The following is a 245-nucleotide window of genomic DNA, read 5'->3' as shown; positions in this document are numbered from 1 at the left end:
GGACGGACATAGGCTGAGTGCATGCGGGCGCCGCAGGCGCGCTCATAGAACACCATCAGTTTTTCGCGCTCTTCGAAACCCCAGACCGGCGGCGTCATCGCGCCAACGTCCATGGCCTGCGTCGTGACGTTCATGATGTGCGACAGGATGCGGCCGATTTCCGAATAAAGCACGCGGATCAGCTGGCCGCGCATCGGGATTTCGAGGCCGAGCAGCTTTTCGACGGCGAGCGCGAAAGCATGTTC

The 245-nt window shown here is 61.6% G+C and carries 1 pseudogene; it reads right to left on the bottom strand.

Annotated elements, in window-relative coordinates:
• A pseudogene (locus tag SB816_RS34200) lies at positions 1–245 on the bottom strand (NADH-quinone oxidoreductase subunit D); the annotation flags it as partial.

The sequence above is a fragment of the Achromobacter sp. SIMBA_011 genome, from assembly GCF_046535435.1.
Taxonomy (GTDB): domain Bacteria; phylum Pseudomonadota; class Gammaproteobacteria; order Burkholderiales; family Burkholderiaceae_B; genus Achromobacter; species Achromobacter dolens.
The sequence above is the reverse complement of the archived record's forward strand: the minus strand, read 5'-3'. Positions and strand labels throughout refer to the sequence as shown.